This is a genomic window from Microbacterium sp. NPDC057944 (assembly GCF_042887445.1).
GTDB classification, from domain to species: Bacteria; Actinomycetota; Actinomycetes; order Actinomycetales; family Microbacteriaceae; genus Microbacterium; species Microbacterium natoriense.
The window spans coordinates 1,563,523-1,589,746 of record NZ_JBHVPJ010000002.1; the positions used below are offsets into that span (position 1 = coordinate 1,563,523).

General features: G+C 70.4%; 25 protein-coding genes and 1 tRNA gene. 13 read left to right on the forward strand and 13 right to left on the reverse strand.

The genetic code is table 11. From position 1 onward, the window contains the following. The first annotated feature begins 21 nt into the window (after nt 1-21). The 5 genes from ACFVRO_RS16810 (at nt 22) to ACFVRO_RS16830 (ending at nt 5,653) form a co-directional block, all read left to right on the forward strand. On the forward strand, nt 22-1,311 hold the full coding sequence (locus ACFVRO_RS16810; protein WP_386954360.1) for an extracellular solute-binding protein: 1,290 nt from the start codon (nt 22-24) through the stop codon (nt 1,309-1,311). 73 nt (nt 1,312-1,384) lie between these two features. Beyond that, nucleotides 1,385-2,353: a carbohydrate ABC transporter permease gene (locus ACFVRO_RS16815; RefSeq protein WP_386954362.1), complete on the forward strand. Its 969-nt coding sequence runs from the start codon at nt 1,385-1,387 to the stop codon at nt 2,351-2,353. Nucleotides 2,354-2,508: 155 nt separating this feature from the next. After that, entirely contained in the window at nt 2,509-3,300 is a 792-nt protein-coding gene (locus ACFVRO_RS16820) for a carbohydrate ABC transporter permease (protein ID WP_386954503.1), read from the forward strand. Then, entirely contained in the window at nt 3,297-4,757 is a 1,461-nt protein-coding gene (locus ACFVRO_RS16825) for a glycoside hydrolase family 32 protein (RefSeq protein WP_386954364.1), read from the forward strand. The genes ACFVRO_RS16820 and ACFVRO_RS16825 overlap by 4 nt, the downstream gene beginning before the upstream one ends. After that, the gene (locus ACFVRO_RS16830) at nt 4,754-5,653 is read left to right on the forward strand and encodes a carbohydrate kinase (RefSeq protein ID WP_386954365.1); all 900 of its coding nucleotides are present in this window, start codon (nt 4,754-4,756) and stop codon (nt 5,651-5,653) included. The genes ACFVRO_RS16825 and ACFVRO_RS16830 overlap by 4 nt, the downstream gene beginning before the upstream one ends. Here the strand turns inward: ACFVRO_RS16830 and ACFVRO_RS16835 are convergent. The 4 genes from ACFVRO_RS16835 to ACFVRO_RS16850 form a co-directional block, all read right to left on the reverse strand. Next, nucleotides 5,643-6,080, reverse strand: a complete 438-nt coding sequence (locus ACFVRO_RS16835; RefSeq protein WP_105672650.1) for a hypothetical protein — start codon at nt 6,078-6,080, stop codon at nt 5,643-5,645. The genes ACFVRO_RS16830 and ACFVRO_RS16835 overlap by 11 nt on opposite strands. A gap of 40 nt (nt 6,081-6,120) precedes the next feature. Further along, complete coding sequence (locus ACFVRO_RS16840; protein ID WP_386954368.1) at nt 6,121-6,945, reverse strand: nucleotidyl transferase AbiEii/AbiGii toxin family protein; 825 nt, start codon at nt 6,943-6,945, stop codon at nt 6,121-6,123. Next, nucleotides 6,942-7,580, reverse strand: coding sequence for a hypothetical protein (locus ACFVRO_RS16845; RefSeq protein WP_386954370.1), 639 nt, complete (start codon nt 7,578-7,580; stop codon nt 6,942-6,944). The genes ACFVRO_RS16840 and ACFVRO_RS16845 overlap by 4 nt, the downstream gene beginning before the upstream one ends. A 102-nt stretch (nt 7,581-7,682) precedes the next feature. After that, nucleotides 7,683-8,135, reverse strand: a complete 453-nt coding sequence (locus ACFVRO_RS16850) for a hypothetical protein (RefSeq protein WP_341940071.1) — start codon at nt 8,133-8,135, stop codon at nt 7,683-7,685. 134 nt (nt 8,136-8,269) lie between these two features. On the opposite strand from ACFVRO_RS16850, the gene ACFVRO_RS16855 reads away from it, so the two are divergent. Together ACFVRO_RS16855 and ACFVRO_RS16860 are read left to right on the forward strand one after the other, a co-directional pair. Continuing rightward, nucleotides 8,270-8,872, forward strand: a complete 603-nt coding sequence (locus ACFVRO_RS16855; RefSeq protein ID WP_386954372.1) for an HD domain-containing protein — start codon at nt 8,270-8,272, stop codon at nt 8,870-8,872. Between the two features lie 135 nt (nt 8,873-9,007). Then, nucleotides 9,008-9,271: a hypothetical protein gene (locus ACFVRO_RS16860; RefSeq protein WP_386954374.1), complete on the forward strand. Its 264-nt coding sequence runs from the start codon at nt 9,008-9,010 to the stop codon at nt 9,269-9,271. 27 nt (nt 9,272-9,298) lie between these two features. Here the strand turns inward: ACFVRO_RS16860 and ACFVRO_RS16865 are convergent, their stop codons facing one another. The 7 genes from ACFVRO_RS16865 to amiA all read right to left on the reverse strand — a co-directional run bounded on the left by ACFVRO_RS16865 (nt 9,299) and on the right by amiA (nt 16,946). Beyond that, a complete protein-coding gene (locus ACFVRO_RS16865; RefSeq protein WP_386954377.1) occupies nt 9,299-10,930 on the reverse strand; it encodes an ATP-binding cassette domain-containing protein in 1,632 nt (543 codons plus the stop codon). Further along, nucleotides 10,927-12,564, reverse strand: coding sequence for an ATP-binding cassette domain-containing protein (locus ACFVRO_RS16870; protein WP_386954379.1), 1,638 nt, complete (start codon nt 12,562-12,564; stop codon nt 10,927-10,929). Before ACFVRO_RS16870 ends, ACFVRO_RS16865 begins: the two co-directional genes overlap by 4 nt. Beyond that, complete coding sequence (locus tag ACFVRO_RS16875) at nt 12,561-13,574, reverse strand: hypothetical protein (RefSeq protein WP_386954382.1); 1,014 nt, start codon at nt 13,572-13,574, stop codon at nt 12,561-12,563. Before ACFVRO_RS16875 ends, ACFVRO_RS16870 begins: the two co-directional genes overlap by 4 nt. Before the next feature lie 16 nt (nt 13,575-13,590). Beyond that, nucleotides 13,591-14,991: a YcaO-like family protein gene (locus ACFVRO_RS16880; RefSeq protein ID WP_386954384.1), complete on the reverse strand. Its 1,401-nt coding sequence runs from the start codon at nt 14,989-14,991 to the stop codon at nt 13,591-13,593. Next, entirely contained in the window at nt 14,988-15,965 is a 978-nt protein-coding gene (locus tag ACFVRO_RS16885; protein ID WP_386954387.1) for a CocE/NonD family hydrolase, read from the reverse strand. The genes ACFVRO_RS16880 and ACFVRO_RS16885 overlap by 4 nt, the downstream gene beginning before the upstream one ends. Then, nucleotides 15,962-16,762 carry a hypothetical protein gene (locus ACFVRO_RS16890; RefSeq protein WP_386954390.1) on the reverse strand — a complete coding sequence of 267 codons (801 nt, stop codon included), beginning with the start codon at nt 16,760-16,762 and terminating at the stop codon, nt 15,962-15,964. The genes ACFVRO_RS16885 and ACFVRO_RS16890 overlap by 4 nt, the downstream gene beginning before the upstream one ends. Nucleotides 16,763-16,847: 85 nt before the next feature. Beyond that, complete coding sequence (gene amiA / locus ACFVRO_RS16895; RefSeq protein WP_254408313.1) at nt 16,848-16,946, reverse strand: streptamidine family RiPP; 99 nt, start codon at nt 16,944-16,946, stop codon at nt 16,848-16,850. 116 nt (nt 16,947-17,062) lie between these two features. Here amiA and ACFVRO_RS16900 point away from each other — a divergent pair, with 116 nt between their 5' ends. Genes ACFVRO_RS16900 through ACFVRO_RS16920 form a run of 5 tightly spaced genes read left to right on the forward strand, consistent with a single transcriptional unit; the run spans nt 17,063 to nt 22,943 of the window. Beyond that, nucleotides 17,063-18,268, forward strand: a complete 1,206-nt coding sequence (locus ACFVRO_RS16900) for a hypothetical protein (protein ID WP_386954392.1) — start codon at nt 17,063-17,065, stop codon at nt 18,266-18,268. After that, complete coding sequence (locus ACFVRO_RS16905; protein ID WP_386954394.1) at nt 18,265-19,974, forward strand: prolyl oligopeptidase family serine peptidase; 1,710 nt, start codon at nt 18,265-18,267, stop codon at nt 19,972-19,974. Before ACFVRO_RS16900 ends, ACFVRO_RS16905 begins: the two co-directional genes overlap by 4 nt. Then, nucleotides 19,971-21,101, forward strand: a complete 1,131-nt coding sequence (locus tag ACFVRO_RS16910; RefSeq protein WP_386954397.1) for a FecCD family ABC transporter permease — start codon at nt 19,971-19,973, stop codon at nt 21,099-21,101. Before ACFVRO_RS16905 ends, ACFVRO_RS16910 begins: the two co-directional genes overlap by 4 nt. Continuing rightward, nucleotides 21,098-21,877 (forward strand): ABC transporter ATP-binding protein, encoded by a 780-nt coding sequence (locus ACFVRO_RS16915; RefSeq protein ID WP_386954399.1) that lies wholly within the window; start codon nt 21,098-21,100, stop codon nt 21,875-21,877. The genes ACFVRO_RS16910 and ACFVRO_RS16915 overlap by 4 nt, the downstream gene beginning before the upstream one ends. 37 nt (nt 21,878-21,914) lie before the next feature. Further along, nucleotides 21,915-22,943 (forward strand): ABC transporter substrate-binding protein, encoded by a 1,029-nt coding sequence (locus ACFVRO_RS16920; RefSeq protein ID WP_386954402.1) that lies wholly within the window; start codon nt 21,915-21,917, stop codon nt 22,941-22,943. A gap of 79 nt (nt 22,944-23,022) precedes the next feature. Here the strand turns inward: ACFVRO_RS16920 and ACFVRO_RS16925 are convergent, their stop codons facing one another. Further along, nucleotides 23,023-24,633, reverse strand: coding sequence for a hypothetical protein (locus ACFVRO_RS16925; protein ID WP_386954405.1), 1,611 nt, complete (start codon nt 24,631-24,633; stop codon nt 23,023-23,025). Nucleotides 24,634-24,981: 348 nt separating this feature from the next. On the opposite strand from ACFVRO_RS16925, the gene ACFVRO_RS16930 reads away from it, so the two are divergent. Beyond that, a complete protein-coding gene (locus ACFVRO_RS16930) occupies nt 24,982-25,782 on the forward strand; it encodes a M23 family metallopeptidase (RefSeq protein WP_386954408.1) in 801 nt (266 codons plus the stop codon). A 283-nt stretch (nt 25,783-26,065) separates the two neighbouring features. On the opposite strand, the gene ACFVRO_RS16935 is transcribed toward ACFVRO_RS16930, so the two are convergent. Beyond that, a tRNA-Tyr gene (locus ACFVRO_RS16935) sits at nt 26,066-26,150 on the reverse strand. Between the last annotated feature and the right edge of the window lie 74 nt (nt 26,151-26,224).

Below are 26,224 nucleotides of genomic sequence, written 5' to 3' on the forward strand. Positions count from 1 at the left end.
CAGCTTCGAAGGAGAACGTCAATGAAGACCCGAGCACAGAGAGCCGTCATCGCCGCGACCACGGTCGCCGCCCTCGCCGCCCTGGCCGGATGCGCATCCGGCGGCGCCGCCGGCACCGACGGTCAGTCCGGTGAGATGACGCTCTGGACGCACAATGCCGGCAACAAGCCGGAACTGGACGCCGTCCAGAAGGTCGTCGATGCCTACAACGCCAGCCAGGACAAGGTGACCATCACCGTCAAGGCCTTCCCCCAGGACGCCTACAACGACTCGATCGTGGCCGCCGCGGCATCAGGCAAGCTCCCCTGCATCGTCGACATCGACGGGCCGAACGTCCCCAACTGGGCCTGGGCGAAGTACCTCACGCCGCTCGACGACGTCGACGTCAGCGCGAACCTCCCCAGCACCGTCGGGACGTGGAACGACAAGGTCTACTCGGTCGGGACCTACGACGTCGCCCTTGCGATGCTCGCCCGCAAGTCGGTCCTGGAGAAGTACGGCATCCGCATCGCCACGCAGGAGAAGCCGTGGACCGAGGAGGAGTTCGCCGACATCCTGAAGACCCTCAAGGATGCTGGCGAGTGGGACCACCCGCTCGACCTGCAGACGGCATCCACCGGCGAATGGCTGCCCTATGCGTACTCGCCCTTCCTGCAGTCCTTCGGCGGCGACCTCATCGATCGCAGCGATTACCAGAGCGCCGACGGTGCGCTCAACGGCGATGACGCCCTCGCCTTCGCCCAGTGGTTCCAGGGTCTGATCGACGACGGCTACGTCGCGAAGAAGAGCGGGGCCGATTCGACCCTCGACTTCCAGAACGGCGAGTCCGCGATCGTCTACACGGGCAGCTGGTCGTACACCCGCACGCAGGAGCTCCTCGGTGACGATCTCGTCGTGATGCCGTCGGTCGACCTCGGCGACGGCCCCAAGATCGGCGGCGGCTCCTGGCAGTGGGGCGTCACCACCGGTTGCGCAGACCCTCAGGCCGCACAGGACTACCTGAACTTCGCCCTCGAACCCGAGAACGTCGCCCTGGTCGCGAAGGCCATCGGCACGATCCCGGCGACGGATGCCGGAGCGGCGCTGGTCCCCGGCTACGAGGAGGGCGGAGCACTCGACGTCTTCCGTCAGTACTCGAAGGAGTATGCGGTGCTGCGTCCGGAGACCCCCGCCTACCCGTTCATCTCGACGGAGTTCGCGAAGGCCATGGCCGACATCATCGCCGGCGGAGACGCGAAGTCGATCCTCGACAAGGCGACGAAGAACATCGACAACAACATCACGTCCAACGGCGGCTACACGCAGAAGTAGCAGCTCAAGGCGGGGCCGTCGTCGCGGCCCCGCCCCGCCGCATCCGCACCTGCCCCACTCAACGGAGAGCATCATGTCATCAGGACAGTCACCGCTCGTCGCACCTCTCGAAGGCGTCGCGCTCGACGAGTTCGCCCATCGTCCGTCCGCACGACGGCGCACCGCCCGCGGCCTCCGCGTCGAACGTCGCGTCGGCCTCGCGATGGTGGCTCCGGCGGTTCTGCTGCTGTTGCTGTTCATCGTCGTGCCCGCGGCCCTCGCCTTCGGACTGGCGTTCACGAACGCACGGCTCATCTCCCCCTACCCTGCGACCTTCGCCGGGATCGACAACTTCGCCCGCCTGTTCACGGATGCGAGCTTCTGGCGCGCCCTCCTCAACATCGCCTACTTCGCGATCGTCGTGGTCCCGCTCCAGGGCGGTCTCGCACTCGTGCTGGCCCTGCTGATCAACTCGAAGGTCCGCGGCACCACGTTCTTCCGCACGGTCTACTTCCTGCCCGTCGTGACCTCGATGGTCGTCGTGTCCCTGCTCTGGCTGTTCATGTACAGGCAGGACGGTCTGATCAACATCGTGATCGAGCGGGTCACCTTCGGCCTCGTGCAGGGCCCGGACTGGCTCGCCGACCCCGCCACGTCGATGCCCGCGATCATCCTGATGTCCGTGTGGCAGGGCGTGGGATTCCACATGATCATCTGGTTGTCCGGTCTGCAGACGATCTCCGCCGACCTCTACGAGGCGGCCGATCTCGACGGAACGAGCCGATGGCAGCGATTCTGGTACATCACGTGGCCCGGTCTGCGGAACACCCGCAACCTCATCCTCGTCACGATCACGATCCAGGCGCTCGCATTGTTCACGCAGATCAGCGTGATGACCCAGGGCGGCCCGCTCGACTCCACCACCACCGTCGTCTATCAGGCCGTCGAATCCGGCTACAGCCAGCAGGAGACCGGGTACGCCTCGGCGATCTCGCTCGTCTTCTTCGTGCTGGTCCTCATCGTCTCCGGCATCCAGCGCTACCTCACCCGAGAGAAGGACTGATCATGGTCGATCTCAGCACCCGGGCGGCCGTCACCGCGACTTCGGGCCCCCGCGCCCGCCGCAGAGCAGCCCTCCGCACCCACGACCGCATCGGTGTCGGCGGATGGATCGCGCGCATCGCACTCGCGATCGTGTTCGCCTTCCCGCTGCTGTTCATGTTCGTGTCGTCCCTCAAGCCCGACAACCAGATCTTCGGCGATCTGTCCTCCCTCGCCGCGTTCCTCCCCATCGGCAACATCTCGCTCGACAACTATGCGGCCGTGTTCGACCGTGTGCCGGCAGCCCGATTCCTCATCAACTCGATCGGCGTCTCAGCTGTGACCGTCATCCTGGGCATCTTCGTGAACAGCCTCGCCGCTTTCGCGCTCTCCCGCATGCGTGTGCCCGCGAAGGGCCTCATCCTCACGCTCATCATCGCCACACTCATCATCCCGTTCGAGACACTCGCCCTGCCGCTGCTGTGGTGGGTGAACCAGCTCCCGAACTTCAGCGTCGGCCCCGAGGGCTTCAGCTATCTGAAGGGCTGGCTCGACACCTACCAGGTGCAGATCATCCCCTTCGTGGCGAACGCCTTCTCGGTCTACCTCTTCTATCAGTACTTCGACTCGATCCCGAAAGAACTCGACGAGGCCGCCCGCGTGGACGGCGCCGGGTGGTTCCGGATCTACCGCACCGTCATCCTGCCCCTGTCCGGCCCGGCCATCGCGACCGTCGCCATCCTCACGTTCCTGCCGGCCTGGAACAGCTACCTGTGGCCGCTCATGTCGGTGCAGAGCGAGGAACTGCGTCCGGTGATGATCGGCGTCCAGTACTTCTTCCAGCTCAACGTCTCGTGGGGCGAGGTGATGGCGTACTGCTCGCTGATCACTCTCCCCGTCGTCGCCCTGTTCATCGCCTTCCAGCGCTCGTTCGTGAACTCCATCGCCTCTACAGGGGTCAAGGGATGAGCCCGACCACCGAGGAGAACGACATCACGACAACAGCCGCCGCCGTCCGGCGACCCCGCCTGCACTTCACGCCGGAGCGCAACTGGATGAACGATCCGAACGGACTCGTGTTCCACAACGGGCTCTACCACCTCTACTTCCAGCACAACCCGCACGGCAACGACCACGCGCACATGAGCTGGGGGCATGCGACGAGCCCCGATCTCCTCGAATGGACGGAGCAGCCCGTCGCCATCCCGCACGGGGACGACGGCGACATCTTCTCCGGATCGATCGTGGTGGATGCCGGGAACACGAGCGGCTTCGGCACTCTCGAGAATCCGCCGCTCGTCGCCGTCTACACCCTCGCCGACCTCACGGCGGGGCGGCAGTCGCAGGCGATCGCGTACAGCCTCGACGGCGGATTCACCTGGACCGCGTACGAGGGCAACCCCGTCTACGATCGCGGGACCAGCGACTTCCGCGACCCGAAGGTGTTCCGTTACGAAGGCGCGGCGGGCTCGTACTGGGTGATGGTCGCCGTCGAGGCCCGTGACAGGCAGGTGCTGCTCGCTCGCTCGGACGATCTTCGCGAGTGGACGCCCCTCTCGGTGTTCGGCCCGTCCGGCGCGGTCGACGGCGTCTGGGAGTGCCCCGATCTGTTCCCGCTCGCCGTGGACGGCGATCCGGAGGACGTGCGCTGGGTGCTGCTGGTGAGCCTCAACCCCGGCGGCATCGCGGGCGGGTCGGGGACGCAGTGCTTCATCGGATCGTTCGACGGGGTCGAGTTCCGTGCAGACGCTCCGTTGGCGCCGCTTCCGGCGAGCGGCCTCGCGCAGAGCGTCTGGCTCGACCGCGGTCGCGACTGCTACGCCGGGGTCACGTTCTCCGGTCTGCCGCCGCATGACAGGGTGCTGATCGCCTGGATGAGCAACTGGGACTACGCCGCACAGGTGCCCTCCTCCCCCTGGCGCGGGTCGATGACGCTGCCTCGGCGGCTCGACCTCGTCACCGCTGACGGCCACCCGGTGCTGCGACAGACGCCGATCGTCGCGGCTGGCGTGCCCGCGACGGGCGATGAGCTGCCGACGGCGTGCCGCATCACCGTGCAGGTGAGGGTCGGAGACGAGGGCGGCTTCCGCCTGCGGCTGCGGACGGATGCCGCGGGAGAGGGCGGTGTGGTCGTCACGGCGGATGCCGTGGAACGCCGGCTCGTCGTCGACCGCACGGCGGCGGGGAGCTTCCATCCCCTGTTCCCCAGTGTCGAGAGCACCCCGCTGCGCATCGATGGCGGAGTCATCGGGCTCGACATCTGGCTCGATACGTCGTCGATCGAGGTCTTCGCAGACGGCGGCCGCACGACCGTGACGGATCTGTTCCTCTTCGAGGAGGACGCGCGCAGGCTCATCCTCGAGACCTGGGGCGACGGGGCCGTCGTCGAGCGACTGAGCGTCGAGCGCATCGGAGCAGACGCATGAGCGGTGCCGTCGTCATCGGCGAGGCGCTCGTCGATGTCCTGTCGGGCGGCGAGGCCCACCCCGGCGGCTCGCCGCTCAACGTCGCTGTCGGGCTCTCGCGCCTCGGCGTCCCGACCACCCTTTTCACCCGCATCGGCCACGATGCGGACGGGGAGCGGATTCGCCGGCACCTGGAGGCTTCGGGAGTGCGTCTCGGCGCCGGCTCCCAGGTCGGACCGCACTCGTCCACGGCCACGGTCACGGTGGCGGCCGACGGACGCGCGGAGTACCGGTTCGACCTCGTCGTGGAACTGCCCGTCGCCGACATCGGCGACGTCGACCTCGTGCACGCCGGTTCCTTCAGCGCTCTCCTGCATCCGGGCGCGGAGTCGGTGCGCGCCGCGTTCGCGGCATCCGTCGATTGCCTGCGCAGCTTTGATCCGAACGTCCGCCCCGACGTCATGGGGGAACCCGGGAGGGCACTGCCGCTGATCGAGGAGTTCGTCCGCCGGTCGCACATCGTGAAACTGAGCGATGAGGATGCCGAGTGGCTGTATCCCGATCTCCCCCTGGTCCAGGTGTTGGAGCGCCTCTCCGCCCAGGGCGCGGCGCTCTCGGTCGTGACGCGCGGGGCACAGGGATGCCTGGCGCTGTCGGGTGGAGCGCTCGTCTCGCGCGACGCGCTCCCTGTCGTCCCGGTGGACACCATCGGGGCGGGCGACTCCTTCATGTCCGGGCTGCTCGACGGGGTGCTCGGCTCCCCTTCCCTGGTGGCGGCGCTCCGCACGGGGAGAACACCGGGCCTCGACGAGGTCGAGCGAGTTCTCGACCGGGCGCTCTCCAGCGCGGCGATCACGGTGTCACGTCAGGGAGCAGATCCACCCTGGGCGGAGGAGCTGCGCGCCGCTACTGCGTGAGGACGCGGGGCTCGGAGTCGTCGAAGCCGCTCTTGAGCACGACCGTGGTCCACGGCACCGGCGCGTCCGCGAAGATCGGCTCGAGGATCTCCCACATCCTCTCGGCGTCTCCCCCGGTGAAGTAGAGCGCGTACTCGCCGTCTCCGACGTCGTTGCCGTCGATCGCGCCGGCCTCGGCGGCGGCGAGCGCCTCATCGGCGGCGAGCTCCGTGGCGAGCATCTTGTCCATGAGGTCGAGGTCGAACCGCTCGTCGCGGCTCTCGAACTTCACGACGACCCAGCCTTCACCCGCCGCCTCGGACTCCACAGCCGGTGCGCCGGCATCCGGCTCCTCTGCCACCGGCGACGCGTTCGTCGAGCAGCCGGTCGTGAGCAGCAGCAGGACACCCGCGGCGAGCGCCGCCGACCAGAACCGTGAGGCAGACATGCGCCCGATGCTAGCGGGTCGATCCCTGACCGCGGGGCTGCTATCGCCAGGCTGCGCGCACGACCTCGGCTGCCTCCTCGGCGTCCACCTCGGGGATGCACTGGTGATCGAGTGCCGTCGACCACTGCATCGCGTCCGGCAGCGCAGCGAAAGAGACACGGGCGCTGCTCGTGAACGGGCCGAACCTGGCGAAGAGGCGTTTCGCCTCATCATCGATGAAACCCCGGCGAGCGAGTGCCCACAGATCGTAGAGATCACGCGGCGCAGCGCGGTCGACCCAGGAAGCGAGCTTCGACGCCGCGAATGCGGGCGCGGTGAGCACCCGCATTCGGGCGGGAGGAGCGTCGGAGTACCGCTGCTCGAGATCGAGGATCTCCGTCGGCCATGCCGGATAGCCCTCGGAGGCGAGGAGCTGGACCTGTACGTTCAGCTCTCCTACCCGCATGACGCTGGGCTGAGAGTGGCGCGTGTGCACGATGTCCGGGATGAACTCGGGCGTACGGAAAGCACGTCTGAGACCGGTGCCGAGCGCGCGCTGGATCTCTTCGGCCGCATCCCGCCTCGGCACGAGAGCGATCAGGTCGATGTCCTCCGAGAGCCGGAGCCCCGGCAGGTGCGTCCGGGAGAGCGCCGTGCCTCCGAAGAACACGAGGTGCGTGTCATCGATTCCACTCAAGGCCGCGAGCGCGTGCGATATGACATGGTCGCGTCTGACCTGATCCTCGTCTACTCCGAACCTCGATTGAATGTCGAGCAGTTCGTCCTCATCGAGGACACCGGGAATCGGCGCCGGTGTCGCACGTCCGCCGACCGCCCCCGAGTCCGATCCGTCGTGCACCTCGCGGGCGCGCTCACGACGGCTCATGATGCTTCCATGTCTGCGATGGTCTTCTGCACGGCGAGCGGCACTCGCCGCGCGCGGCCGGCGATCCCGCGCAGCTCGTCAGCGTCGACACGCACCCGCAGATTGACCGCCGCCTCGCGAGCGATCTCAGGGGCACCGCCCTGCATCGGTCGCGCCAGCACGTCGTACAGGGTCTGCGCGGGAGTGGTGATGAGCGCCTCGCCGAGGGGCGTGCGCTCCAGCACCAGATCGAGGGCGTCGAGATCCCGGGGAATGAGATGCACGGTCCCTCCCGTGGTGAGGGTGACGGGCGGCCGTCCGGCCACAGGTACCGCGATGGTCGTCGTACCGATGGCCCGAGGTATCGCCCCCCAGAATCGCGCGGCCCCCAGCCCCATGAGAGCCACACGTCGCTGACCGAATCGCGCCGTCGCCAGAGCCAGCCCCGCCGCTTCCAGGGGCGGCTTCCAACGACGTCCGTCGGCTCCGTCCGGTGGGGCCGTGTAGACCCCCTGGGCGATCTTGAGGACGACGCCCTCGTCTTCCAGCCGGGCCAGATCCCGGGGGGCGTTCGTGGAGGTCTGCGCGACGTCCTTCCATCGAACCGTTCGCATCGGGGCGCGCTCCACCACGCGCGCAAGCGTGATCGGCTTCATCAGAACCTCCTAGCTAAGACCCACAGTACAGAAAGTGTACTTTCAGTCTCAACTATCCAGTCCTACACACGGCGATCCGCTCAGGCGATCGCCAGCGCCGAGTCAGCGACGCTGACGGGCGAGCTCGGCCTGACGGAGGACGCGCAGCAGCTCGCGCGGCAGACGCGGCCCCTCCAGCGACGACGGCCGCAGCACCGCGGAGATGCCGGCGACCGTGGCATGCAGGCCGCGGCCCTCACGACGGACGAGGTTCATGCCAGCGAGAGCATCGAGCCGGCGACGGTAGCGCCCCGCTCCGAACAGGCGGCGCGTGCGCACGGTGGCGAGCAGCTCAGCCTCGGTGAGCGGCTCCTCCTGCTTGAGCTCGTGCTCGACGACCAGCACCAGCGCCGAGCGCAGCGGCTCCTCGAGAGTGGCCCCGCGCAGGTCTCCGCGCACGATCTCCTCGTCGATGCTCAGGTCGAGCATCGCCCGTCGCTGCAGACGAGTCCCGACCGCGGTGAAGGCGGCATCCGACTCAGGATCACGGAACAGGCGCGGCTCGATGATGCTCATACCGATGAGATGCAGACAGGGGCCGTTTCATTACGCGAATCCGACCGATCTCATGCCGGACCCGGCATGTAGGCGGGGAGCGCCGACCGCGCGGCTACACTGGGCGCACTCGATCGCGACCCCACCGGAGAATCATGCGCCTCACCGACTTCACGCCACCGGACACCGCGGCCGCACGAGGCGCGCTGGCTCTGCTCGACGACTTCCACACGCCGGCGATCGCGAACCATGTGGTGCGATCGTGGCTCTGGGCCGAGGCCTTCGCGATCGTCGAGGGCCGCACCGACGTCGATCACGAGCTGCTCTACACCGCTGCGATCCTCCACGACATCGGCCTGGTGCCCGCCTACGACAACCACGCTCTCGGCTACGAAGAGGCCGGCGGCTTCGTCGGCGAAGCCCTCACCGCGGGGGCCGGGTGGTCGCCCGACCGGCGCCGGCGAGTGAACGAGGTCATCGTCCGCCACAACTGGCCCGAAGTCGACCCTGACGAGGATGTCGAGGGCTACCTGCTGGAGATCGCGACCGGCCTCGACATCTCGGGTCGACGCGACGAGGAGATACCCCTCGACTTCCGCCGCGAGGTGCTCAAAGCCTACCCGCGGCTCACGCTCGCCGAGGAGTTCGGCACGTGCGTGCTCGACCAATCGGCGCGGAAGCCCCGCAGCGCCGCGCGGCGCCTCGTCGACGGCGGCCTCATCCGCAAGCTGGCGGAGAATCCGCTCGAGAGCGTGTGAGCGGAAGGCAGCGCGTCCGCCGACTCCGACCGGCCGTTGCGGGATCCTCCTGGGCATGCGAGCCTGGTGGCACTGGTGTGGACAGGGTCGTCGAGTGGAGTGAATGTGAGCGTTCCGGAACAGCGAGTCGAGCGCATGATCGAGCCGAGGCAGGTGACGGCCCGCCTGTCGCCCGCCGCTTTCGCCGCCGGGCTGGTGCTCTTCGCCGGTGTCGCGACCGCAGCGGGGCTCCCCGACATCACCATCCGCTACGTGAGCTTCGCGGCGATGATCGCCGCGATCGTCTCCGGCGTGGTCGCGGTGCGATACGGCCCGGCGTGGGTTCGGGCGGTCAGCGCCGTCGTCGCCGTGATCGCCCTCATGCTCGGGTCCACGTTCTTCGGACTGACCTACTCCTGACGTCCGGCGCTGCAGCGCGGACGGTGATCAGCCGACTCTGACGACGCGAGCGAAGGCCCCCAGGGTCTCCCTTCGGTGCGATGCGGCGATGACCGTGCCGGGGAACGCTCCGAGCACGTCGGAGATGATGCGCTCCGACTCGGCGTCCAGGCTCGCCGTGATCTCATCGACGATGAGGATGCGGGGCTCCCGGCACAGCGCCCGCGCCAGCGCCAGTCGCGCCCGCTGCCCTCCGGAGAGGCGCACTCCGTGCTCTCCGAGTTCGTCGTCGAGGGCGATCCAGTCGTCGGCGCCGACCCTCGTGAGGGCGTCCTGCAGCTCGTCATCGCTGCGGACGCCGTCGCCGCGCAGCAGGTTCTCGCGCACGGTGCCGTGGAAGAGCCTGGCGTCCTGCTCCACGACGGCGACGACGCGTCGGAGGTCGGCGTCGCGGACGCGGCCCAGCGGATACGCCGCCCCCGAGTCGTCGGTGAGCGCGACCGCACCGGCATCCGGATCCCACAGGCGAGCCGCGAGGGCGATGACCGTGCTCTTGCCCGCGCCCGACGGGCCCGCCAGCCCGACGTGCTCGCCCGGTGCGACGTCGAGAGACCAGTCGTGCACCACCTCGGACCGATCGTCGTAGGAGAACGAGACCCTGCCGAACCGCACTCCCAGCGGTCCGTCCGGCAGGGGGATCGGATCGTCGACCGGCGCGACGACCGGCGGACGACGGAGTCCGGCGCCCACGCGGTCGGCGCTCGCGATCAGCGGATGCAGCTCCGACACGGTGCGCGCGGCATCCGCGACCCCGGCGACCCCCGCGACGGCCAGTGCGACGAGCGCGGGGAGCAGCCCCGCGTGGGCGTCGTCCGTGCTGCGCTGCACCAGAGCCACCGCGATCACACCGATCACGACGACGGCCAGGATCAGCTCGCGCGTCCCGTCGACGAGGTGCGAGATGGCCTCCCGGCGACGGCTGATGCGCGCCGACCGCCGCGTTCCCGCGACCGCCTCCCGCACGACACGGTCCTGCAGACCGTAGGCGAGGATCTCGCGCAGCGCGCCGAGCGCGTCCACCAACCGCTCGGACTGCGTCTCCCGTTCCCGCTGCTCCTGAGCCCCGACGCGACGCGCGGGACCCGCTCCCGCCCAGGCCGCGAGCGCGACGGCGAGGGCTCCGCCGAGCATCACGAGCCCCACAGCCGGCATCACCGCGACGGCGCACACCAGCGCCCCGACGAACAGGGTGAGCGCCGCGCCGATCTGCGCGACCGTGTGCGCATAGAAGAACTCCAGCTTCTCGATGTCGGTCAGCGCCACGGATGCCGCGCGACCTGAGTGCTCCCTGCGGCGGCCGGGCACACTGCGCGAGTAGGCGTCGAACAGCGCCATCCGGAGTCGAGCGAGGACCCGATATGCGAGAGCGTGCGAGACATCCATCTCCCGCCAGGTGAGGACCGTGCGCACGAGCACGAGAGCGCCGAGAGCGATCCACCACGCCGCAGGCGGCCAGGATCCGTGCACCACCGCCCCGCCGACGCCCAGGGCGGTGAGCACGCCGATCGACGCGAGGGCGCAGAGACTCGCCGTGGCGATCGCGTAGCTGCTGACGATCCTCCGCCATTCCGGCCGCAGGGGCGGGAGCAGGCGGGCGAGCACGACGACGGCGGAGGTCATGACGTCTCCCTCACGAGCATCCCGTCGCGCAGGACGCGCACGTCGGCGACCCGCGCGAGGGCCTCGGGGCGGTGGCTGATCATGAGCACGATCCTCTCTGCGGCGACACGTTCCAGCGTCTCCGCGACGGTCAGGGCGCTGCGGTCGTCGAGGGCGCTGGTCGGCTCGTCGACGAGGAGCACGGGGCGGCGCGCGAGCAACGCCCTCGCGAGGGCGAGCCGCTGTCTCTGCCCGCCGGAGAGGCTCGTCCCCGCCTCCGCCACCATCGCGTCGAACCCCTCGGGGATCGCTCTGATCTCGTCGAGCACGCCGGCGGCGGCGCAGGCCCGTTCGAGCGCATCCTGCCCCGCACCGAACAGATCGACGTTCTCCCTGATGGTTCCCGCGAACAGGACGGGTCGCTGCGAGACCACGGCGACGTCGGAGGCGCGGAGCGGACGTCCGTCGAGCTCCACCGTGCCCGATGACGCCGGGAGGAACCCGAGCACCACGTCGAACAGCGTGGACTTGCCCGCACCGGAGGGCCCGGCGATCGCGTGCACCTCACCCCGCTCGGCACGGAGGTCGACGCCCCGGAGGACGTCGGCGGCGGCGCCGGGGTAGCGATACGAGAGCCCCGTGATGCGCAGCACCTCCCCCGCGGGCGCCGCGGGGTGGGCCGCGACGGGCGACGGCTCGACGTCGGCGCGTCGGAACGCCCCCAGCGCGACCAGCCCCGGCACCGCCGTGAGCCCGAGGAACCCCGCATGCCAGTGCCGCGAGAGCTCGCGCACCGGGCGGAACGCCTCCGAGGAGAGCAGGAGCAGCGCGTAGACCTCGACGGCAGGGGGCTGCCCCGTCATCACGGAGACGACGGCGAGGCCGGCCGCGACGACCACCCCGGCCTGCACGGCGAGATCGGTGATGGCCGTCTCCGCGAGAGACGACCGCATGACCCGCTCGGTGGCGAGGCGCAGGGCTTCGGATCTCGCATCCAGTCGGGAGCGCGTCGCGGGCACGTCGCCCAGCGCACGCAGCGTCGACATTCCGCGGAGCGATTCGAGCAGGTCTCCGCTGAGCGCTTCGTAGCTGTCCCAGTGCGCGAATCCGCGCCGCGCGAGCATCCTCTTCCAGAGCAGCGGACCGAGCACGGCGAGCAGGATGCCGAGCGACACGCACAGCGCGGCCAGGGGCGACAGCATCCCGACCAGTGCGACGGCGATCACGCTGCCGACGGCGAGCTGCACCACGGCGGGGATGTACTTCGACACGTAGGCGTCGGTCCCGTCGATCCCGTCGCCGATGGTGAGCTGGGTGGACCCGTCCCGGAGCGCCGCGTCGTGCAGGCGCGACGGCACGAGCACCGCCCTGACGGCGGCATCCCGCAGATCCTCCCTGACCCGCGCGCCGAGTCGCGCGGCGACGTCGCCCTGAGCGAGCGTGAGCAGCACCCGGGTCGCGCCGATCGCGACGATCGCGCCGATGCCGGCCAGCGCCCCTGCCACGTCCGCGCGCACGAACGCCGCGAACGCCCACGCGAGGGAGAGCGCCTGCAGGAGGTGTGAGGCGAACACCAGGAGCAGGAGCACGACGCTTCCGCCGAGCAGCCACGGATGCCGTCGCGCTTCGCGCCACAGCGGGGGGACGATCATCATCGTGGACCTCCAGGGGTGTCGAGGAGGGCGACGGCGTGGAGGATCCAGCGGTCGCCGGTCGAGGGGAAGCCGGAGACGGGGCGGGCGCCCGCGTCTCCGGAGAGCGCGGCCTCGTAGCAGAGGCGTGCGGCGGAGAGGTGAGACTCCCAGAGCGCGGCGGCGACAGCATCCGGAGCGCCATCCACCGGCACCGACCAGGAGGAGATCGCCGATGCGCCGCGCACCCACGCCTGCCCAGAGGCGCGCGCGATGCGCTCAGCGTCGGGCCGAGGCGCCGGTCCGATGCGTGCGGAGAACTCCTCGACCGATGGTGAACGGCGGCCGGCGAGCGCCGCCCGGCGGGCGGGGAGCGACGCCGGGTCATCGGCGATCTCGACGGCGGCGAGAGGGATCTCCGGTGCCAGCCCGAGCGCGAGCCAGGCCCCCGCGTCGGCCGCCCGCGGAGCCCCCAGAATCTCACGCAGGCGGGCGGACGGGCCGAGCTCGACCCGTCCGGTCTGCGAGCCCAGCAGGAACTGCACGGCAGCGAGTGCATAGGCGGCATCCGCGATCCACAGGGGCCAGGCCCGGTGACGATAGCGCCCGAACGATCGGCCCGGCTGCACGGTGAACACCAGCCTCGCGCCCGCGGTGCCCCGCTCCGACGCGGGCCACCCGGAGGCACGCTCCGCCTCGGCATCCCGCCGGAGGACGACGCCGCGCTCGTGGTCGAACGCGCGCCTCGCACCCGTCTCGTCGATCACGTGCGTCTGCACCGGATAGCAGGCCCCCGCCGAGGGAACGGGGCGGCGGGGTATGCGGGTCGGCGTGCCGTCCGCTGCCCGATGGAGGGGCCCGGGGCGCCACAGGTCGTCGAGGAGATCCCGCACGCCCCGTGACGGCTCGTCGACGACGGCGCCCGCGGCGGCCCAGTCGTTCACCCTCGGTCCGGGCGGAAGCGGACCCGCCGGCGCGCACGACGACATCGCCTCGGCGAGCGGACCGAGGATGCCGAGGCGCGCCTGGCTCATGACACTCACCGCGGCCTCACATGTGCGGGGCCGGGAGGAGCGTGAAGTCCTCCGGTCCCCCGGTCCAGGTCGTGCGCCAGCCGCGCTCCTCCGCGGCAGCCCTGAACCGCGGCATCCCGAGATAGGAGAACGCGGCGGGCGCGTTGGGCACGAGCCCCGTGACGATCGAGCGCACCACCCGCAGGTGCGTTCGCCGTACGTCGGAGGTGGTGAGGTCGCGCGTGAGCACCCGATGCCCCCGCTCGCGCAGTCGCCGATAGACCTCGTCCATCGTCACCGCAGACATCGCGCTCAGCGGGCGCACTCCCTGCACGGGCGCCTGGAACCGGCGCGCCTCGCCGTGCACGGAGGGGTCGAGCCACACCTGCACGTGCGCGCCGAGATCGATCACGTTCTCGTACTGCGGGCCCGCCGCGGTCGTGTAGTCCGCGTCGGGGCGATGGTCGAGCGTGAGGCCCTTCGCCATCAGCCCCTCGGTGACGGCGCGGAACACCCACCCGTCGGCCGCAGTGCAGCCCTGCGTGTAGATCCACGTGTGCACGGCCTCCAGCACCGCCTTGCGTGCGGCGCGCTCCGGCTCGAGGGCAGCGGAGAACCCGGCCGCGTACAGGCCGCGCTCCTCGTCGTGCACGAGCGCACCGATCGCGGGGGCGAACTCCGACGGCATCGCGACGAGCCACACGCGCAGGCTGCTGCCCCGCAGGTCGTCGAGCAGACCGGGGACGGTGGCGGGGTCGATGCCGAACGCGGGGCCGTCGAGATGCCACCAGACCTCCAGCGCATCGCGCTCCACGACCTCGAGCACTCCCCTGTCGCGCGCGTCGTCGACCCCATCGCCGGTGGCGATCCCGGCGTAGTTCAGGTGGTGCGTCCGGGGCAGCGTGCGGAACCGGGACTGCCGCCAGTTCAGGTGCACGAGGGCGTCCGGCACCCAGACGGATCCGCCGCCGAGCTCGTCGCACCTCGCCCACAGCGTCGGAGTCTCGGGGAGCAGCCGCTGATACGGGAACCCCGGCCGTTCGAGCTGCCAGTCGGCGAACCGGGGCAGCGCGGACTCGTCGAGGACCGCCTCCCCCTGCGCTCGCAGCTCCTGCGCCGTGGTGACGCGCAGCTCGCCGGGTGGAAGGACATCCGGCAGCCAGTTGCCGCAGTACCGCTCGACGCCCTCGCCGATGGCGGCGATGCGCGCCTGAGCGCGGTCTCCGAAGGACGTGCCGAGTGAGACGCGGTCGGCCGGCCACTCGCCGAGGATGCGCGCGTCGGCGACGGATGCCGTGAGCGCGAGGTACCGGTCCGGTGCACCGGACGGATGCGGGACCTCCCGCAGGGAGCGGATGATCCCGGTCTCCTGGTCGACCAGGGCCTCGGCCGTCAGGGTGGGTCGCCCGGGGGTGCGGTGCAGGGTGTCGCTGGTCATGCTGTCCTCTCGTGTCGCCAACGACCGGCGTCGGCGTCGAAGGCGGATCGGGTGCGGCGGGCTCGATGCCCGTCGGGTGCGGCGGGAGCGGGAGACGCCGAGGGCAGGCCGTTCTCGGCCAGCCAGTCGTCGAGCACACCGCCGATCCCCCCGGCGCTGCGCAGCCGGGATCGCACGTCGTCGTCGGCGATGTCGTCGGCCAGCCGATGCCCCCACGGGCCGTCGACCACACGGATGCGGGCGCTCCAGGCGTCGGCGAGTCGACCGGCGTCGGCGAAGAAGAAGTCGTGGTCGCCGCGGACGAGGAGCAGGGGCGACTCGATCGCACCGTAGGCGCGATCGAGGTCGATCGGAGGGGCGGACCAGAGGCGCCGCCATCCCGACAGGACGTCGTGCGTCCACCCCCATTCCTCGGCGGCGCGATGCACGCCCACCTCTCTCGCCCTGTTCACGCGCGCGGCGAGCTCCTCGTCGGCGAGCGGCGGCAGAGACCGGGCCCCACGCCCGTGCTGGTGCCACCAGCCGATGCGGTGGAGGAGCTGCGGCTCGCCGCGTTCATCCCATGCGGTCTCGGCGAGGCCGAGGGCGGGGACGAGGAGCACCAGCGCGTCGACATCGACGACCCTGGCTGCTTCGAGCGCGGCGTGCGCGGCGTAGGAACCGCCGGACAGCACGACGGGGAGCCCCGGCTCGTCGCTTCTGATCGCCTCGACGACGGCTCGGCCGTCGCCGCGTTCGGCGAGATAGGGGTGCCAGTCCCCCTCGGAGGAGTGGCGGCCGCGGACGTCGTGGATGACGCAGCGGTAGCCCCGCCGCGTCCAGGCCTTCGCGGTGGCGCCGTGCCGCCAGGCGCCGTACGGCGTGCGGATGAGCACCGTTCCCCTCGGCTCCTCCGGCTCCCAGACCCATCCGCGCAGGAGCACGCCGTCGGGGGCGACCACGTCGTGCCTGCGGGCATCGCGCGGCGGCGTCATCGGATCACGCGCTCAGGGGCCGCGGGATACGCGAGCACCGTGTGCTCTGTGACGGCGCCGAGCGCGGGCACCAGCTTCCACAGGGTCGTGCGCAGCAGGTCGAGCGAGGGGTCGTCCTGCGCCCACGCGGCCGCGATCTGCAGCAGTCGCCCCAGCACGAGCACCCGCGTGGCCTCATCGACGGGTGCACTCGCCGGCGGCGCCGCCCGATGCCAGGCCTCGGTCGCGGTCGGCGCGCTGCTCGCCGCCGCGCGTCTCGTGGCGACCTGCACGGAGGTGGGGTCGTCGCCGTCGAGGGCGAGAGGTTCGATGAGGACGCATTCGCCGTCGCGGTGCGCGCGGAGCCAGGCCACGCCGCGCCGCGGCAGCAGGTCATGACGCGGCCACCGCCGGCGGCCCCGCGCGTCGTCGGCGTACGCGATCACGAGGGCCGCGTCCTGCGGGGGATCCTCATCGGCGTCGAGACGGGTGACCGCCGCTCCCCACGCGGCGAGGGCGCCGCCGAGGTCGTCCAGGATCGGGTCGGAGCCGAGGAGGCAGACGGCACGACGCGCGGTCGGCCAGCGACGGCGCTCATCCTCGTCCTCCCGCGTCCGCACCTCTCCGGTCAGTCGATGGAGGTAGTCCGCGGCGTCTCCGTCGGGTGCGCTCTCGATGGCGGCGACCAGTCCGTCGGGCGGTGCATCGAGAAGCGTGAGGCGCCCGGTGCGCAGCCTGACCCGGTGTCGGCCGTCGGCGCCCGAGACGAGGTGCGCCCCGGTGCCGGGGAGCGGATGGATGCGGGATTCGACGGTCATGGATCCTCTCGAGGGTGGGCCCGGCCGGGCGAGGACGCCCGGCCGGGGTTGAGTGCGCTCGGAAGCGCGGCGGAAGGATCCGCGGTCAGTCGAAGGGGTTCTCGACCAGCGCGTTCGAGTGCGTCGCCGACAGGTGCGCCAGCTGCTCGGACTCTTCGATCTCAGCGAGGATCTGCTTTTCCATTTCGTGCTCCTTCTGTGAGGTGGTCCGCTCCGCGATCTGCGGGGCGGGGTTCACGAGGTGTGAACACTGACGACCCTAAATGATAATGATTCTCAATATCTACTAGGCTGACCCCCATGTCCTCTTCGCTCCCCCTCCTCGCCGCTGATCACCGGGCCGGAATCGTCTACGAGATCCAGAACAGCTCTCGGCGTGTCGTCGTCGCCGACGCCTGGCTCGCCGAACATGCGGGTTTCCTCCGCCTCCCCGCCGGCGCATCAGGAAGGTGGGCCTTCGCGGACGATCGCGGAGGCGCCCTCGTCGTCGGAGGCGCCGGGGAGGTCCGCCGCATCCCAATCGCCATCCCCGCCGAGCACCTCGCCTGCGACGCATCGGGTCAGCACGTCGTTGTCACGACGGGCCTGGGGATGAACGAGGCAGCCTGGAGCGACCTCGTGTCGGTCGTCGACCTCGCGGCCGGATCCTCTGCGCGATTCCGCGTCCGCACCGGAGAGCCGGGCGTCGTCATCGCGCCGGACCAGGCATCGGGCGACTCGATGATCGTGCTCCGCCACCGCGAGCCCGGCGCCGTCGAGGCGCTGCCGCTGGCCTCGGCGCTCGACGTGGGGCCGCACGCGCCGGTGCTCCGTGGTGCGATCCTCGACGACCTCGCACCCGACGGTCACGGCGATGTCGTCGACCCCGTGTCCGGCGTCGTCGGCGTCGCGACCGGCCGCGGCCTCGAACGCTTCATCGTGGACCGCGGGGCGCCCCGGGCGATCGGCATCATCCCCTGGCCCGTCGAAGGTCGCGCGTTCTACCTGCGCCTCGCCGGCGACACGGGGCGCGTCACGGGCATCGTGCGCGGTGGGCCGTCGTCGCCAGGAGCGTGGCCCGAGTGGACCAACACCTTCGTCGAGATCGACCTCGCATCCGGAGCATCCACGACGGGCGCCCTCCCGCCGGGGCTCGCGTTCCGGTTCGCCCTCGCCTCGGGTGTCGCCGCCGTCGCCGTCATCCACCCCGACGGCGACACACTGGTCGTGATCGATCGGGAACAGGCGCGCATCTCCCGGATCGTCCCGCTTCCCCCGATGACGCACCCGCCACAGGCCGGACGGATGCCGTGGGACGGCGTCGACGGACAGGCGGCGCAGCGCCGATCGATCGCGATCGATCCGCTGACCGGCGCCATCGCGGTCACCAGCGGCGGCGACGGCGTGATCCTCCTGATCGACGATCACGAGATCACCACGATCGCGGTCCCCACCCCCCTCGACGAGGGCGGTCACCTCCTGTGGGCGGGCGGCGACGACCGCGTGAACGATCTGGTCGGCCGATGAGCGCACACCGTGCGGTGCTCGACGCCGCCCTGTCCCGCGCCGAGCACCACGGGCGGCCGGGGCTCCCCATCGGAGGCTTCGTGCTAGGCCGCCGAGACGGCAGCCCTCGACGCGGCATCCATCGGCTCGACGGCACCCCGGTGATCGAACCCGACGGCCACGTGCATCGGATCCACCCCTCGCCCGACGGCCGCCTCATCGCCGTCGAGTGGGCTCCCTCCGCCGACGAGAACGCCGTCCTCGGCATCGTGGACGCGTCCTCGGGCACGATGCATCCGCACCCCGGCATCCGTCTCCGCTACGACACCGTGCTGTGGGCGCCGGACTCGCGCTCCCTCGACGTCGTCGCGAGCCGGGACGACGCTCTCGTCACCCTCGACGTCGAGACCGGGGCGGTGCAGTCGACCCCCCTCGCCCCCGGGACGCGCGTGCGGCTGTTCCCCGGCGGCACGAGCGGCCTGCTCGCCCGCAGCCTCGCCGGGGGCGCGACGCTCAGCGACCGCGCGACGGAGACGACTCTGGGCCGTTGGCCGGCGCTGCGGCGCGCATCGCCGCTCGCCGACGCGGTGCTGGTCCATCACGACGGAGGGCTCGACGCCGTGGGTCTCGACGGGTCCGCGCTCTGGCGCTGGAGCGATCCGCTGGTGCAGATCATCGACGCCACGGTGCACGGCGACCGGGTCGTCGTGCTCGCGGTCGCTCGGGGGCGCAGCGTGCTCATCGACCTCCACGACGGCGTCGAGGTCGGTCGTACGGAGGCCGCATCGTCAGACGCCGACGCCCTCACCGCCACGGAGATCGGCGTCGACGACGGCGTGCTGCGCCTCTCGGTCGAGGGCCCGCTCACCCCGCCGCGGATCGTGGAGCGGACGCCGCAGGGCCGCACGAGCCTCCCCGCTGTCACCGCCCTGCCCGGGACCACCACCCGGTACGACCTCCCTGCCGACGACGGCGAGACCCTGTCGGTCCACGTCACCGTTCCGGTTGGCGCGGAGGGCCCGCTGCCGCTGCTCCTCACCTGCTACGGCGGCTTCGGCATCCCGCATCTCCCGGTCTACGAGCCCACCGTCTCCGCCTGGATCGCGCACGGGGGAGCGTATGCGACGGCGCAGCTCCGGGGCGGTGGCGAGCGCGGAGGTGCCTGGCGCGACGCGGGCCACGGCGCCCGCAAGACGCGAACGGTCGCCGACCTCGCCGACATCGCGCGCGGTCTCATCCGCAGCGGTGTCACCCGCCCCGATCTGCTCGTCCTCGTCGGAGCCTCGCTGGGCGGTGTCGTCGCGGCCGCGTGTGCGCTGCGGCATCCCGACCTGTGCGCAGGAGTCGCGACCACCGCTGCTCCGCTCGATCTGCTCGCCCTCGACGAGCATCCGCTCGGGTCGCGCTGGCGAGCGGAGTTCGGCGACGACGGCACCGCGGAGGCCCGCGAGCGGCTCCGTGCGCTCTCGCCCCTCGCCCGAGCCGAGGCGCTGCAGATCGGCGCGACGGTTCCGGCGTACCTAGGGATCGTGCTCGGACAGGACACGAGAGTCCTCGCCCGCGACACGCATCGGATGACCGCAGCGCTGCGACGCGCGGGCGGATCCGCCCGGACCTGGACGGCGGCGGATGCCGGGCACGGGGCGAACGAGCAGACCGTGCTGCACGAGCTGGGCCTCGCCGTGCTCGAGTTCGCCGCCGACGTCACGACAGGAGACGCACGATGACCGCATCCCCCGGCACCACGATGGAGAGCGCCGGTCGGCGCACCCCGCCCTCCCGCCCTGAGCCGAGACGGCGTCGTCGCGGTCGGACCCTCCCCGTCGGTGCGACGGTGACGACGACCGCCCTGCTCTCCCTGCTCGTCCTCGTCCTCTCCGCGGCCGTCGGCCCCGTCTCCGTCGCCCCCGTCGACGCAGCGAAGATCGTGGTCGGCCATCTCCTCCCCGGCATGCCGTGGATGACCGACGGCACGCTCACGCCGCTGCAGGATCAGGCGGTGTGGCAGTTCCGGCTGCCGCGCTCGCTCCTCGCCGGGCTCTCGGGCGCTGGGCTCGCCCTCGCCGGGGCGATGATGCAGGCGGTGGTGCGCAACCCGCTCGCCGAGCCGTACATCCTCGGCGTCTCCTCCGGGGCGAGCGTCGGCGCCGTGCTGGTGATCGTCTCCGGCGGCGCCACCTTCCTCGGCCTCACGATGAGCGGAGCGGCGTTCGTGGGCGCGGTCGTCGCGTGCGTGCTCGTCGCCGCCCTCGCCCGTATCCGCGGAGAGCTGTCGCCGACGAGGATGATCCTCGCGGGCGTCGCGCTCGGCTCGCTGCTGAGCGCCGTGACGAGCTACCTCACGCTGACCACCGACGCCCAGAACGTCGTCAGCGTCATGTTCTTCCTCCTCGGCAGCGTCTCCGCCGCCGACATGTCGTCGCTGGCGATCCCCGCCGCCGCCCTCGCGGTCGCCGCCATCGCGGCGTTCGGACTGTCGCGGTCGATGAACGCTCTTCTCGCGGGCGACGAGTCGGCCCTGGCCGTCGGCGTGCGCACCACACGGGTGCGCGGACTGCTGCTGATCTTCGCGTCGCTCCTGACCGGCGCGATCGTCGCGGTGAGCGGGGGCATCGGCTTCGTCGGTCTCGTCGTGCCGCACATGGCCCGCCTCCTGGTCGGCTCCGACCATCGACGGATGCTCCCGGTCACGATCCTCGGCGGCGCGCTGTTCCTCATGGTGGCCGACCTGCTCGCCCGCACGGTGGCGGCGCCGACGGAGATCCCCCTCGGCATCCTCACCGCGTTCGTCGGGGCGCCCTTCTTCCTCTGGCTGATGCGGAGCGGCGGCGAGCGGGCGGGGTTCGACCGATGACCGTCCTCTTCGACGACGTCAGCGTGGTGCGCGGCGGTCGCACAGTGCTCCACGGGATCGACCTCGAGGTCGGCACCGGACGCATCGTGGGGCTCCTCGGCCCGAACGGCAGCGGCAAGTCGACCCTCCTGCGCACCCTGTTCAGCGGGCGGCGTCCGCACCGCGGGCGGGTGCAGATCGACGGCGCCGACGTCTCGCTCATGGCCCCGCGCGCGCTCGCCCGCACCGTGTCGGTCATGCTGCAGGATTCGCCCTCCGAGTTCGATCTGACCGTGCGGGAGACCGTCCTCGTCGGGCGCTCGCCGCACCGGCCGCCGTTCAGCCGCGACACTCCTGACGACCTGCGCATCGTCGACGACGCCCTCCGTACGGCCGACGTGCACGAGCTCGGCGACCGCCTGGTGCGCCGGCTCTCCGGGGGCCAGCGCCAGCGGGTCATGCTCGCGCGCGCGCTCGCCCAGAGCGGAGAGATCCTCGTGCTGGACGAGCCGACCAACCACCTCGACATCGCGCACCAGCTCGACCTCATGCGCGTCGTGAGCGGGCTCGGCACCACGGTCATCGCGGCGCTCCACGACCTCAACATCGCCGCGGCGTTCTGCGATGACGTCGCGGTGCTCGACGAGGGAAGGATCGTGGCCTTCGGCCCTCCGGATGCCGTGCTCACCCCCGCCCTGGTCGACGAGGTGTTCCACGTCACCGCGCGCATCGCCGTCGAGGTCGACACCGGCGCCAGGGCGATGACCTTCCACCCCCGCGGGCCCAGCGACCGCTGAACCCGCATCCGACCCCTCAGAAGGAGAAGAAGAGAGAATGACACCCCGAACCCGAAGCATCCGCCTGCTCGCCGCCGTCGCGGTGGGAGCAGGATCCCTCGCACTCGCCGCCTGCGGCACCGGCGTCACGTCGGGAGCCGCGCCGACCACGTCGACGGATGCCGTCACGATCGAGAACTGCGGCCGCACGGTCGAGATCCCGTCGACGCCCACCGCGGTCGTCGGACTGCACCCGTCGCAGACGGAGCTGCTGCTGCGGCTCGGCCTCGCCGATCGCCTCGTCGGCCAGGCCCAGGCCACGGCGCAGGAGCTGCCCGACGACGTCGCCGGCCTGGCGGCCGATGTGCCCGTCATCGGCGGAGACACCCCGCCGAGCCGCGAGGAGCTCCTCGCCGTCCAGCCCGACTTCGTGTACTCGCCGACCACGTACGAGTTCACCGCCGAACAGGGCTTCGCCAGCATCGAGCAGCTGACCCAGGCCGGCGTCGCCGCCTACACGGCCACCGGAGGATGCTTCGATCGCCGCATGGAGGGCACGGTCGACGACCTCTTCACCGACCTGAAGAACCTCGGCACGATCTTCCACGTGGAGGGTGAGGCCGACGACCTCATCGCCTCGTCCCGGGCCGAGCTCGCCGCGGTGGATGCCGCGATCGACGGCCGCGACCGGCCCCGCGTGGCGCAGGTCTTCGTCGAGGGCACCACCCTGACGGCCATCGGCGCCGGCATCGAGTACGACATCCTGCACCGTGCAGGGGCCGACAACGTGTTCACCCCCGACGACCCCGCGTTCGCGGACTTCTTCGCCGCCGAGATCACGCCGGAGTCGCTCGCCGCCGAGGCCCCCGACGCCCTCGTCTTCGCGGTGTCGGACCCCGCGCACGAATCGGCTGTCCGCGCCTACTTCACGGCGACCTTCCCCGACATGCCAGCGGTGCGCGACGGACGACTCATCGCCGTGTCGGCCACGGACATGTTCCCCGGCACGCTCGGCAACGTCTCCGCGGTCAGGCAGATCGCCGAGGGCCTCTACCCCGACGCGACCTTCGAGACGCCAGCGTCGTAACGACTCAACCGAGACGCACCAGACCCCGCACCCGTCCTCTCGGACAGGTGCGGGGTCTGCACTGCGACAGCGCCAGACACTACATCGTGGACCAGCTTCCGAAGGTGCCCCCGGGACCGCTCTGACAGGTGCCGACGACGGATCCGTTGCTGGCGGCGTACACGCAGTTCACGCCGCCCGAGGTTCGGATGCCGACGGGCACCGTGGAGAGAAGCGCACCGGTGCCGATCTGGGACCAGGCCGCAGCAGTCGTCGGGGGGCTGAGCACGCTCGTCCCCCAGATGAGACGGTCGCCCGCGATGGTGTAGATCGAGTGGTATCCGCCACCGACGATCGCGAACGGCGTCGCGCCCCCCAGGCTCGCAGAGCCCGATCCGAGATTCAGCCACGCGTGGAAGGAACCGCCCGGAGCGTCCTGGGTCACGCTGGACACTGTCGAGCCGGCGGCCGCGTAGACGGTCACGCGACCCTGATCGTTCACCGCGATCGGCTCGGAGTTGATCTGCGCGCCTCCTGTGCCGGTGACGCTCCAGGCCGTGAATGCCCCGCCGGCCGCAGGCTGCTCGGACGCGTGGACGAACCCGTCAGCGGAGGTGGCGAAGAGCATAAGGCGGTCATCGGCCAGATGCACCAGCGCGGGACGTCCGACGAGCGCGGTCGTCGTGGAGCCGATGGGGACCCAGGAGCTGAAGGCGCCTCCCGGCCCGCCCTGCGCGGTTCCCGCCACATACCCCGCGTCTGTCATGGCGTACACGCCGATCGCGCCGTTGTTGAACTGAACGGCAACCGGATCACTGGCGATTCCCGCTCCGCTCGTACCGATGGACGTCCACGGAGTGAACGACCCACCGGGCGCGGTCTGGTTCGTGCCGACGACGTACCCTGCCGATGTTCGCGCGTAGATCGCGATGACTCCACTGGCCAGTTGGACGACGGCCGGCCGACCCATGAGGGATCCGATCGACCCGCCCAGGGTCTGCCACGCGGAGAAGGAGCTGCCGGCGCTCGCCTGGCTTGTTCCCCAGAGGTTTCCATCCGAACGAATCGCGTACAGCGAGATCCTGTCGCTGCCGTCGATGATCGACGAAGGCGCATCGTTCGCGGTCGCGGGAGACCCAGGGATGGTCACTCCGGTTCCTCTGTACTCGAAGTGGTTGTGGTTGCAGGAATCGCTGAACTGCACCCAGTTCGTCGGAACGGACACAGGAGTCGACCGGCAGTTGCTCTGCCCGAGCCCCGCGGGCCCAGGGAGCGCCGTCGTCATCGACTGGATCAGAGCCCTGTCCTGTGAGGTGCTGCCCGTCGCCCCCACACCGTTCACGCGGTCGATGTCCACCGCATGACCCCCGCCGTTGCGCCAGTGATAGCTGCCAGTGCCTGAAGCCGTGAGTTCGCCGGTGCAGTATCGGTTGAGGGATGACACTCGGATGTTGAACCCCCGGTCGACGACGACGGTCTTCAACGCCTGCAGGATCGCCGTGTCGATGTAGCAGTCCCTGCCGGTTGACGGATGCTGTCGCATCACCCCGTTCGCATACGCCTGGACCTGAGCGCCGGTCTCGGCTGTGCCGCTGAATCGTCCGCTGGCGATCAGTTGCTGGGCAAGCGCCTGGGCTCCCGCCTGTGCGGAGGTGGCCGACGCGCTCGACGTCGGTAGAAGCACCCCCAGAGCGACGGCCAGCGCCGCCACGATACTGAGGAGTCTGCGGAAACGGTCGCGCCGAGAAGGGTCAGGACGCCCATCGAGTGGATTCATATGCACACCGTATTGACGAACAGCGGCTGTCCGCTGTCCCCTCTTCGGCCTACAGACAGCTCTGGTTTCGATGACTATGGTGAGGCGTTTGAGGCTCGCTGACCTGATGCGAAAACGTGTCTGGATTCGGACGAGAACCCTCCAAGCTATCGATCACCGTCGGCCGTGTCTGTAGGTAGAAGAGGGGACAGCGAGCAGCCGGGTCTTGTCGATACGGTGTGGCGCATGAGCCCACCTCAACTGGAACCACCTCCTGGATCGTCGTTCTTCTCCGCGGCCCCTATGTCTCGGAGAACCCTGCTCGCCGCCACCGGAATCGCAGCCGGAGTCGCGCTGGTCGGAACAGGCGTGCTCCACGGCGAATCAGCAAGCGCCGCGGTGCCGGCCGCCAACGGATACATCTATCCCACCGATCCGTTCCGCATGTCGACCGAAGCGGGCGGCCAGTACCTGGCGCCACGCGAAGGCACCCGTCGGCACATGGGCATCGACACATGGGGATACCGCGGCATGCCGATTCTCGCGATCGCCGGCGGTCGCGTCTCGGGCGGCGACTGGCAGTCGACGGGGAGCGACGGCCACGGCTGGGGCCACTACGTTCAGATCGACCACGGCAACGGGGTGACGAGCAGATACGCCCACTTCAATGGCGCGCCCACGGTGAACATGGGCGCAAGCGTCAACCAGGGGCAAGTGATCGGCTACATGGGCAACAGCCAGTACGGACCGACCAGCGGAATGGGCGTGCACCTTCACTTCGAGGTGCTCGTCGGCGGCAGCTTCGTCAACCCGCTCTCCTTCCTCCAGGGCAACTCGATCCCTCCCACCACAGAACCGAACCCATCTCCCGGCATCGACCAGGCCGCAATTCACCGAAGGAACAACAACATGAGCTCGCTCTACTACTCGACGATCAACGGGACCACCGTCTTCGCTCTCGCCGGTGACGGCGTCGGAAATGCCGGATGGCTGGAAACAACCGACCAGAGCTTCGCGAACCAGCTCGCGGCTCAGCACGGCAATGCCGCGTACCTCACCCCTGGTTCGTTCAACCAGTGGAAGAGCTGGTACCTCGGGCAGTAGCCCTGCCCGACGCGATCCCGGATGTGCAGGGTGAATCCGCCGCCGGGGAAGAAGATGACGAAGAGAGCACCCCTCGGTCATGAGGTGGCGAGTGCGGGACTCCGGTGCTCGCTCCGCCCGCTCCGTCCTCGTACGTGAAAGAAGGGCCCCGCTTCGCGAGGCCCTTCTTTTCATATGGTGGCGAGTGAGGGACTCCGGTGCTCGCTGCGCTCGCTCCTCCCCGAATCCCGCTCCGTCCGATACATGACGGAAGGGCCCCGCTTCGCGAGGCCCTTCCGTCATGTGGTGGCGAGTGAGGGATTCGAACCCCCGAATGCAGTGCAGTCTGATTTACAGTCAGATCCCTTTGGCCGCTTGGGTAACTCGCCATTGCGCACCCGTCCAACTTCGACAGCCAACCGGGGGCACGAGTGTCAATCATACCGGTCGGAACGTGGGGAGA

What these genes read in the sequence shown, in the direction of transcription:
- ACFVRO_RS16920 (WP_386954402.1), top strand. Translation starts at nt 21,915, where the DNA reads ATGACACCCCGAACCCGAAGCATCCGCCTGCTCGCCGCCGTCGCGGTG.
- ACFVRO_RS16865 (WP_386954377.1), bottom strand. Translation starts at nt 10,930, where the DNA reads ATGACCTCCGCCGTCGTCGTGCTCGCCCGCCTGCTCCCGCCCCTGCGG.
- ACFVRO_RS16905 (WP_386954394.1), top strand. Translation starts at nt 18,265, where the DNA reads ATGAGCGCACACCGTGCGGTGCTCGACGCCGCCCTGTCCCGCGCCGAG.
- ACFVRO_RS16900 (WP_386954392.1), top strand. Translation starts at nt 17,063, where the DNA reads ATGTCCTCTTCGCTCCCCCTCCTCGCCGCTGATCACCGGGCCGGAATC.
- ACFVRO_RS16825 (WP_386954364.1), top strand. Translation starts at nt 3,297, where the DNA reads ATGAGCCCGACCACCGAGGAGAACGACATCACGACAACAGCCGCCGCC.
- ACFVRO_RS16870 (WP_386954379.1), bottom strand. Translation starts at nt 12,564, where the DNA reads ATGATGATCGTCCCCCCGCTGTGGCGCGAAGCGCGACGGCATCCGTGG.
- ACFVRO_RS16845 (WP_386954370.1), bottom strand. Translation starts at nt 7,580, where the DNA reads ATGAAGCCGATCACGCTTGCGCGCGTGGTGGAGCGCGCCCCGATGCGA.
- ACFVRO_RS16820 (WP_386954503.1), top strand. Translation starts at nt 2,509, where the DNA reads ATGTTCGTGTCGTCCCTCAAGCCCGACAACCAGATCTTCGGCGATCTG.
- ACFVRO_RS16835 (WP_105672650.1), bottom strand. Translation starts at nt 6,080, where the DNA reads ATGTCTGCCTCACGGTTCTGGTCGGCGGCGCTCGCCGCGGGTGTCCTG.
- ACFVRO_RS16915 (WP_386954399.1), top strand. Translation starts at nt 21,098, where the DNA reads ATGACCGTCCTCTTCGACGACGTCAGCGTGGTGCGCGGCGGTCGCACA.
- ACFVRO_RS16815 (WP_386954362.1), top strand. Translation starts at nt 1,385, where the DNA reads ATGTCATCAGGACAGTCACCGCTCGTCGCACCTCTCGAAGGCGTCGCG.
- ACFVRO_RS16855 (WP_386954372.1), top strand. Translation starts at nt 8,270, where the DNA reads ATGCGCCTCACCGACTTCACGCCACCGGACACCGCGGCCGCACGAGGC.
- ACFVRO_RS16830 (WP_386954365.1), top strand. Translation starts at nt 4,754, where the DNA reads ATGAGCGGTGCCGTCGTCATCGGCGAGGCGCTCGTCGATGTCCTGTCG.
- amiA (WP_254408313.1), bottom strand. Translation starts at nt 16,946, where the DNA reads ATGGAAAAGCAGATCCTCGCTGAGATCGAAGAGTCCGAGCAGCTGGCG.
- ACFVRO_RS16880 (WP_386954384.1), bottom strand. Translation starts at nt 14,991, where the DNA reads ATGACCAGCGACACCCTGCACCGCACCCCCGGGCGACCCACCCTGACG.
- ACFVRO_RS16930 (WP_386954408.1), top strand. Translation starts at nt 24,982, where the DNA reads ATGTCTCGGAGAACCCTGCTCGCCGCCACCGGAATCGCAGCCGGAGTC.
- ACFVRO_RS16840 (WP_386954368.1), bottom strand. Translation starts at nt 6,945, where the DNA reads ATGAGCCGTCGTGAGCGCGCCCGCGAGGTGCACGACGGATCGGACTCG.
- ACFVRO_RS16875 (WP_386954382.1), bottom strand. Translation starts at nt 13,574, where the DNA reads ATGAGCCAGGCGCGCCTCGGCATCCTCGGTCCGCTCGCCGAGGCGATG.
- ACFVRO_RS16850 (WP_341940071.1), bottom strand. Translation starts at nt 8,135, where the DNA reads ATGAGCATCATCGAGCCGCGCCTGTTCCGTGATCCTGAGTCGGATGCC.
- ACFVRO_RS16890 (WP_386954390.1), bottom strand. Translation starts at nt 16,762, where the DNA reads ATGACCGTCGAATCCCGCATCCATCCGCTCCCCGGCACCGGGGCGCAC.
- ACFVRO_RS16860 (WP_386954374.1), top strand. Translation starts at nt 9,008, where the DNA reads ATGATCGAGCCGAGGCAGGTGACGGCCCGCCTGTCGCCCGCCGCTTTC.
- ACFVRO_RS16910 (WP_386954397.1), top strand. Translation starts at nt 19,971, where the DNA reads ATGACCGCATCCCCCGGCACCACGATGGAGAGCGCCGGTCGGCGCACC.
- ACFVRO_RS16885 (WP_386954387.1), bottom strand. Translation starts at nt 15,965, where the DNA reads ATGACGCCGCCGCGCGATGCCCGCAGGCACGACGTGGTCGCCCCCGAC.
- ACFVRO_RS16810 (WP_386954360.1), top strand. Translation starts at nt 22, where the DNA reads ATGAAGACCCGAGCACAGAGAGCCGTCATCGCCGCGACCACGGTCGCC.